Source organism: Mycobacterium sp., assembly GCF_049683355.1.
Lineage (GTDB): Bacteria > Actinomycetota > Actinomycetes > Mycobacteriales > Mycobacteriaceae > Mycobacterium.
The window spans coordinates 1-6,337 of record NZ_JBAUJB010000280.1; the positions used below are offsets into that span (position 1 = coordinate 1).

General features: G+C 67.4%; 6 protein-coding genes and 2 pseudogenes. 3 read left to right on the plus strand and 5 right to left on the minus strand.

Going from position 1 to position 6,337, the window contains the following annotated elements; all coding sequences use genetic code 11:
• Window positions 1-284: 284 nt before the first annotated feature.
• The 3 genes from WA944_RS16530 to WA944_RS16540 all read right to left on the minus strand — a co-directional run bounded on the left by WA944_RS16530 (window position 285) and on the right by WA944_RS16540 (window position 3,167).
• Window positions 285-710 (minus strand): MTB12 C-terminal domain-containing protein, encoded by a 426-nt coding sequence (locus tag WA944_RS16530; RefSeq protein ID WP_526372995.1) that lies wholly within the window; start codon window positions 708-710, stop codon window positions 285-287.
• A gap of 171 nt (window positions 711-881) precedes the next feature.
• Entirely contained in the window at window positions 882-2,006 is a 1,125-nt protein-coding gene (locus WA944_RS16535; protein WP_526372997.1) for a fatty acid desaturase family protein, read from the minus strand.
• A gap of 105 nt (window positions 2,007-2,111) precedes the next feature.
• Entirely contained in the window at window positions 2,112-3,167 is a 1,056-nt protein-coding gene (locus WA944_RS16540; protein ID WP_526372998.1) for a ferredoxin reductase, read from the minus strand.
• Between the two features lie 69 nt (window positions 3,168-3,236).
• On the opposite strand from WA944_RS16540, the gene WA944_RS16545 reads away from it, so the two are divergent.
• The 3 genes and pseudogenes from WA944_RS16545 (at window position 3,237) to WA944_RS16555 (ending at window position 5,390) form a co-directional block, all read left to right on the plus strand.
• Window positions 3,237-3,929: a TetR/AcrR family transcriptional regulator gene (locus WA944_RS16545; protein WP_526609150.1), complete on the plus strand. Its 693-nt coding sequence runs from the start codon at window positions 3,237-3,239 to the stop codon at window positions 3,927-3,929.
• 9 nt (window positions 3,930-3,938) lie between these two features.
• Window positions 3,939-4,717 (plus strand): annotated as a pseudogene (locus WA944_RS16550) (enoyl-CoA hydratase/isomerase family protein).
• Between the two features lie 22 nt (window positions 4,718-4,739).
• A complete protein-coding gene (locus WA944_RS16555) occupies window positions 4,740-5,390 on the plus strand; it encodes a TetR/AcrR family transcriptional regulator (RefSeq protein ID WP_526370152.1) in 651 nt (216 codons plus the stop codon).
• Here WA944_RS16555 and WA944_RS16560 read toward each other — a convergent pair.
• Together WA944_RS16560 and WA944_RS16565 are read right to left on the minus strand one after the other, a co-directional pair.
• Window positions 5,387-6,157 (minus strand): SDR family NAD(P)-dependent oxidoreductase, encoded by a 771-nt coding sequence (locus WA944_RS16560; protein WP_526370154.1) that lies wholly within the window; start codon window positions 6,155-6,157, stop codon window positions 5,387-5,389. The two genes, WA944_RS16555 and WA944_RS16560, sit on opposite strands and share 4 nt — an antisense overlap.
• Window positions 6,158-6,181: 24 nt before the next feature.
• A pseudogene (locus WA944_RS16565) lies at window positions 6,182-6,337 on the minus strand (RNA-binding protein); the annotation flags it as partial.

Sequence of the window (6,337 nt, forward strand, 5' to 3'; positions counted from 1 at the left end):
AGCCCGCGCCTGCAGACACCACCGGAAAAGACGAACCGGCCGAACCGACCCGCACCACTCAACCCGGCGAACCTGGCGAGGCGACCCGCGCCGGCGAACCCGGCCAACCCGGCGGCCCCGCACCACCGCAAGACCAAGCAGCCTGACAGCTGCTCGCCTCAATCCGCCTCTGGCCGAACGCGTTTCACCGTTCGGGGCCGGCGAATGAGCGACGAAGGAGCACCACGGTCGTCACTGATCTCGGTGATGATGCCTCCGCAGCGGGCCATCGGGCGGCCGCGGAGTCAGACCGGGCAGTCGACACCCGCGACGTCGGTGGCGATGACGCAGGCCGACGGGTTCGACAGCTTCCAGTCACCATCCTGGCTCACCCAGTAAATGTGGTGGGTCTTGGTGCCGAAGATCGGGATCGTCACCGCGATCTGCGCGTCCAGCCGATCGCCGTTGAGCAGCGGGTTCTGCACCTGCCAGTTGACCATGCCGCCGTAGGTGTTCAACCGGTTGGCGATGTTGTCGGCGGTGGGCACCGCCGCCTCGCCGCCCGCCAGCAGCGCGGCCCGCTCGGAGGCCGGCGCACCGGTGTTCAGCACCTGCTGCAGATCGGAGGTCAACTCGCCGGCGCCGGGTACTGCCAGTTGCGCCAGCGCGACCCCCGCTCCGCTGAGAGCACCTGCCGCCAAGACCGTCATCGCCGCGAACGCAGCACGCATCACCACATTCCTTCCGCACAATTGCCCGACTCACGCAGACTTCATCACGCCCGCGCCGGCCCAACAAGGCCTACGTCCAGACCAGCGCCGGATCGGTATTCCAGGCGCAAATCGTCGACTGACGACCGCGTGGAATACCGTTCCGGCGAAGAGGGCGAAGAAGGCGGAGGACTAGAACGGCAGGGCGAACTTGACGATCTTGCGCACCACGGTCCCGAACTGATGCGGCAGGGAGCCCTTGTTGTACGGCACGCCGTAGCGCTCGCAGATCTCCTGAACCTTGGGCGCGATCTCCGCGTGCCGGAAGGCCGGGATGTCCGGGAACAGGTGGTGCTCGATCTGGAACGACAGGTTGCCGCTCAAGATGTGGAACAGCTTGCCGCCGGTGAGGTTCGCCGACCCGAGGATCTGGCGGAAGTACCACTGCCCACGCGTCTCGGCCTTGGTCTCCTCGATCGAGAACTCCTGGACGTCCTCAGGGAAGTGCCCGCAGAAGATGATCATGTACGACCACACGTTGCGCATCAGGTTGGCGGTCAGATTGCCCGTGAACACCCACGGCGCGAACGGCCCCGCGAGCAACGGGAACGCCACATAGTCTTTCAGCGTCTGCTTCTTGGTCTTGGCCCAGATGCCGGAGAGGATTTCGCGCTTGTCGGTCAGCGTGATCTCACCGGAGGCGATCTTCTCGCTCTCCATCTCGTGCAGCGCCACCCCGTACTGGAACAGCGCCATCAGCAGGAACGCATACACCGGGTTGCCCAGGTAGTACGGCCGCCACTTCTGATCCGAGCTCATCCGCAGGATGCCGTAGCCGATGTCGCGGTCGAGGCCGACGATGTTGGTGTAGGTGTGGTGCATGTAGTTGTGCGAGTGGCGCCACTGGTCGGCCGGGCACGCGGTGTCCCACTCGAAGTTCTTGCTGGAGATGGCCGGATCGCCCATCCAGTCGTACTGGCCGTGCATGACGTTGTGGCCGATCTCCATGTTGTCGATGATCTTGCTCAGGCCCAGCATCGCGGTGCCGGCCAACCAGAACGGCGGGAAGATGCCGCCGAACAGCAGCGCGCGCCCACCGACCTCGAGCCCACGCTGCGCCTTGATCATCTTGCGGATGTAGGTGGCGTCACGCTCGCCGAGGTCGTCGATGACGCTGTCCTTGAGCGCGTCGAGCTCGCGGCCGAATTCGTCGGCCTGCTCGGGGGTCAGGGTGATCTTCTGTCCCCCGACCATCTTCTCGAGGGTCTTGGCCTGCGGGGTAGTCGGGGTGGTCGGGGTTTCCAGGGTGTCGGTCATGTTTGTCACCTCTCGGTATCGTCGAGACTGCATCCAGAGCGGGGATTACTTGGAAAACCGCTGCTGGAATACCGTTCCGGCGGGGGGTTTACAGGGCTTCGGGGTTCACAAAGCGATGTCGACGTCGCCGACGGGGGCGGACACGCAGATCTGCACGTCCTCTTCCTCGGTGCTCGACACCGCACCGGTGATCACGTTGCGCACGGCACCGGTGGTCTTGCGTCGGGTGCAGGAAAAACAGATGCCCATCCGGCAGCCGCTCTCCGGTGTCAGACCAGCCGCCTCGGCCTGGTCCAGCAGTGGCCGGCCGTCGTCGGTGATCTCGACGCCGCTGTCGGCGAACATCACTCGGCCACCGGATGATTCGCCCGAGAACACCGGCGGCACGAAGCTCTCCGCCGCCGCCTCCGGGTAGATCGACCGGACCGCGTCGGCGAGCTCGGGCGGCCCGCACACGAACACGTGGTCGGCGATCACCGACTCGACATGCTCGGCGGTGAAGCGGCCGTGCAGGTCCGAACCTTCCGGAGAGCGGCTGTAGCCGTGCAGCACCGTGACGTTCGGCATCGCACGCGCGATCTCGGCCAACTCGTCGCGGTAGCAGGCCTCCTCGGCGGACCGGGCGTAGTGGATGAAGGTGACGTCGCCGGTGTAGCGCTGCGCGCGCAGCGTGCGCAGCATCGACATCACCGGAGTGATCCCGCTGCCGCCCGAGACGAACAGGATGCGTCCCGCCGGACGCGCGGGCAGCGTGAACTCGCCGCCGACGGAGTCCAGCCCGACCACCATTCCCGTCCGGGCGTGCTCGAACAGGAAGGGTGACACCAGGCCGCCCTCGTGGTGGCCGATCGTCAGCTCGACGTACCGGTCGTTCTCGGCGTTGGCCGGCGAGTACGGCCGGGTGCGGCGACGTCCGTCGATCTCGACCGACAGGTTGATGTGCTGGCCGGCGCGGAATCCGGCAAATGCACGGTTGGGTTCCAGCGTCAGTGTGACGCTGCGGGGGGTGCTGCGCCGCACCCCGACGATTCGGGCGCGGGCCTCGCCGCGCGTCCAGGTGGGGTCGACAAGCTCGGTGAAGCGGTCGACGCCGTGCGGACCGGTGAGCAGGTCCAGCAGTGCGGACCCTCGCCGTCGCTTGGTCAACGTTTCAGTGAACATGTGTACACCGTGCGCCTCATCGAGCCAGTACGTCAAGAGATATCGCCAGGCTGTGGTACCTTTCACACAGTGAACGACCGTACGCCCAGCTCACGCTCGAGCCATTCGAGCAGGCGTTCGAGGGACTCCTCCCGCAGCAGCGCCAAGGAGACCCTGTCGCGCGACCAGCGCAAAGAAGCCACCAGACGGGCGATCGTCGCCGCGGCACTGCACCTGCTCGACGAGCGCAGCTTCGGCGCGCTGAGCCTGCGCGAGGTGACCCGGGAGGCCGGGATCGTGCCCGCCGCGTTCTATCGGCACTTCGAGTCGATGGAAGCGCTCGGGCTGGTGTTGATCGACGAATCGTTCCGTGCCCTGCGCGACATGCTGCGGGGAGCCCGCGCCGGCAAGCTCGACCCGAACCGCGTCATCGAGTCCTCGGTCGACATCCTCATCGACGGTGTTCAGGAACGCCGGGAACACTGGCGTTTCATCGGGCGCGAGCGCAACACCGGCGTCGCGGTACTGAGGTATGCGATCCGCACCGAGATCCGGCTCATCACCTCAGAACTCGCGATCGACCTGGCCCGCTTCCCGGGTCTGAACACCTGGAGCAGCGAAGACCTCAACATCCTGGCCAGCGTCTTCGTCAACTCGATGATCGTGATCGCCGAGTCCCTGGAGGACACCAACGATCCGGCGACCATCCAGGAGATCAGGCGCGTTGCCATCAAACAACTGCGGATGATCACCGTCGGCGTGGCGGGCTGGCGCAGCAGTTAACGTGACGCCATGGCGTCCACCCTCGAAGTCACCCGCCCCAGGCCCGAGATCGCGGTCCTCACCCTCAACCGGCCGGACAAGCTCAACGCGCTGTCCTATGAGCTGGTCGAAGAGCTGCACGGGGCACTCGACACGGTCGCCGTCGACAACACCTGCCGGGTGGTGGTGCTCACCGGTGCCGGACGCGGCTTCTGCTCGGGCCTCGACCTGTCCGCACCGAGCCCCGCCGAGGCCGGCGGCGGCACCGAGTTCCCGCGTTCCGGCATGCGGTGGCAGGAGCGCATCGCCGACCTCACCGCGAAGATCCACCGACTGCGCCAACCGGTGATCGCGGCGGTCAACGGCGTGGCCTACGGCGGCGGCTTCGGCATCGCGCTGGCCTGCGACATCCGGATCGCGTCGCCGTCGGCGCGGTTCTGCACCCAGTTCATCAAGCTCGGACTCGGCGGTTGTGACATCGGGGTCAGCTACACCCTGCCGCGCGTCGTCGGAGCGGGCCCTGCGTTCGACCTGATCCTGACGGCGCGCGCGGTCGACGCCGACGAGGCGCTGCGGTTGGGCCTGGTATCGCGGATCGCGGATCCGGTGGCCGACGAGGCGATGTCGATCGCTGAGACTCTGTGCGGCTACGGAAAATTCGGCGTGGAGTCGACCAAGCAGGTGCTGTGGGCCAACCTGGAGGCCTCGAGTCTGGAAGCTGCCTGCACCTGGAGAACCGCAGCCAGATCCTGTCCTCGACGAGCGGCGAGATGCGCGAGGCCGCCGCAGCGGTGCTGCGCAAGAAGTAGCCGGCGGAGAAAGGGGACAGCGATGCGAAGCCACGGTTGGTCCGGGAATCCTCCTGCGTCGGACGAGGAGGCGATCGCGCGCATCCTCGGCTCGGCCGAGCGGATCGTCGCCGAACGCGGATCCTCGATGCGCATCGCCGACGTGGCGCGCGACCTCGGCGTCACCCGCCAGACCGTGTACCGCTACTTCCCCAGCACCGAGACCCTGCTGGTCGCCTGCGCGATGCAGCAGGCCGATGGGTTCCTGGGACGCCTGGAACGACGGGTCCGCGGCGAGACCGACCCCGTCACCGCGATGGTCGAGGGCATGGCGTTCACCATCGAGTCGCTGGCCGACGACCCGCAGATCGGTTTCCTGCTCAGCCAACGCGGCGCGCATTCGGTCGGCGGCTCCTTCACCTCCGACACCGCGTACACCTTCGGCCGTTCGCTGCTGCACCGGCTCGACGTCGACTGGGTGGCCCACGGTTTCGACGAGCCCGCCCTCAACGAGCTGAACGAATTCTCGCTGCGTGTGCTCAACTCGTTCCTCATCGACGCCGGGAACCCCAAGCGCACCGGCGTCGAACTGCGTGAGTTCCTGTCCCGGTGGGTCGGACCCGCCATCGTCTACCCGCAGCAGGCGCCGCTCCTGCGCCCGCTGATCGGTCTCGACCACCGCGACAGCGGCTAGCGGGGCGTACCGCCACCGTCGGCGATGATCACCTGGCCGGTGATGTAGCTGCCGGCGTCCGACGTCAACAGCAGTGCCGCGCCGATCATCTCGTCGGCCGAGGCCAGCCGGCCCATCAGTGTTCCGGCGACCATGCCGTCGATGGCCTCCTGCGGGTTCTTGCGCATCATGTCCGTGTCCACCGGGCCCGGCGCCAGGGCGTTGACCCTGATGCCGTCACTGGCGAACTCGGCGGCCATCGAGCGGGTGAACGACATCAGCGCCGACTTCATCGCCGCGTAGATCGACAGCATCGGCGCGAAGATGAACGCGCCGACCGACACCAGGTTCAGCACCGCGGCATGCGGGCTGGCCTTCAGGTGCGGCAGCGCCTCCTGGACCAGGAACACCGGGCCGCGCAGGTTCACCTCGAACGACTTCGTCAGCGCGTCGACCGTCAGCTGTCCCAGCGGCTGGGCCAGCGGGTTGGCGGCGTTGTTCACCAGCACGTCCACCCCGCCGAACTCGGACACCGTGCGGGCGACGAGCGTGGCGAGGTCGTCGACCTCACCGAGGTGGGTCGGCACGCCGATCGCCTCGCCACCGAGGTCACGCAGGTACCGGGCCGCCTGCTCACACGCCTCGGCTTTGCGGCTGGCCACCACCACCCGCGCCCCGGCCAGCACATATCCCTGGGCCAGCGCCAGCCCGATGCCCCGGGTGCCGCCGGTGACGATGACCGTCCGGTCTGTCATGTCGAACAGCCGGTCGAATGACGATCGGTCCACCTAGATATCCACCTAGATATCCACCTAGATACAGCCCCCGACGCTGATCCGGCGGCCCACGTCTGCGCAGACGGCGACGTTCGGCGCCGGCACGTAGACCGGCGGCGGTGGAGGGGGTGGGGGCGGTGGAGGGGGTGGTGGCGGCGCACCCGGAGGCGGTGGCGGCGGTGGTGGTAGTGG

Coding starts and splice junctions, on each gene's coding strand:
- WA944_RS16530 (WP_526372995.1), bottom strand. CDS start 710: ATGCGTGCTGCGTTCGCGGCGATGACGGTCTTGGCGGCAGGTGCTCTC.
- WA944_RS16535 (WP_526372997.1), bottom strand. CDS start 2,006: ATGACCGACACCCTGGAAACCCCGACCACCCCGACTACCCCGCAGGCC.
- WA944_RS16540 (WP_526372998.1), bottom strand. CDS start 3,167: ATGTTCACTGAAACGTTGACCAAGCGACGGCGAGGGTCCGCACTGCTG.
- WA944_RS16555 (WP_526370152.1), top strand. CDS start 4,740: ATGCGAAGCCACGGTTGGTCCGGGAATCCTCCTGCGTCGGACGAGGAG.